This is a genomic window from Streptococcus suis (assembly GCF_002960445.1).
GTDB classification, from domain to species: domain Bacteria; phylum Bacillota; class Bacilli; order Lactobacillales; family Streptococcaceae; genus Streptococcus; species Streptococcus hyiners.
The window spans coordinates 1-353 of sequence record NZ_POJD01000051.1; the positions used below are offsets into that span (position 1 = coordinate 1).

Consider the following 353-nt stretch of genomic DNA (forward strand, 5'->3'; position numbering starts at 1 on the left):
GTCGGTATTTTCTACAATTCTAGCGAGGTAAACTCAGAAGTTCAAGCTGAGCAGGCTAAAAAAGCACTCGAAGCAAAAGGTGTAAAAGTAGAAGTGACAACAGTTACGACGACAAACGATGTTCAGCAAGCTATTACTTCACTTGCAGGAAAAGTCGATGCTATCTATCTTCCAACTGATAATACAGTTGCCTCTACAGCTTCAACAATCGGTGATATTTTAAAAGAAGCAAAAGTTCCAGCTATGGGAAGTGACGCGGCAGTTATTGACGCAGCTCTATTTACCTACGGTGTCGACTACCATGCTATCGGTGTTCAAGCTGGTGAATTGGCTGTGAAGATTTTGAAGGGTGA

At 42.2% G+C, this 353-nt stretch carries 1 protein-coding gene; it reads left to right on the plus strand.

Annotation, left to right across the window (positions count from 1 at the left end):
• A partial coding sequence (locus C1G53_RS00260) for an ABC transporter substrate-binding protein (protein WP_269087976.1) occupies positions 1–353 on the plus strand: 353 nt, incomplete at both ends.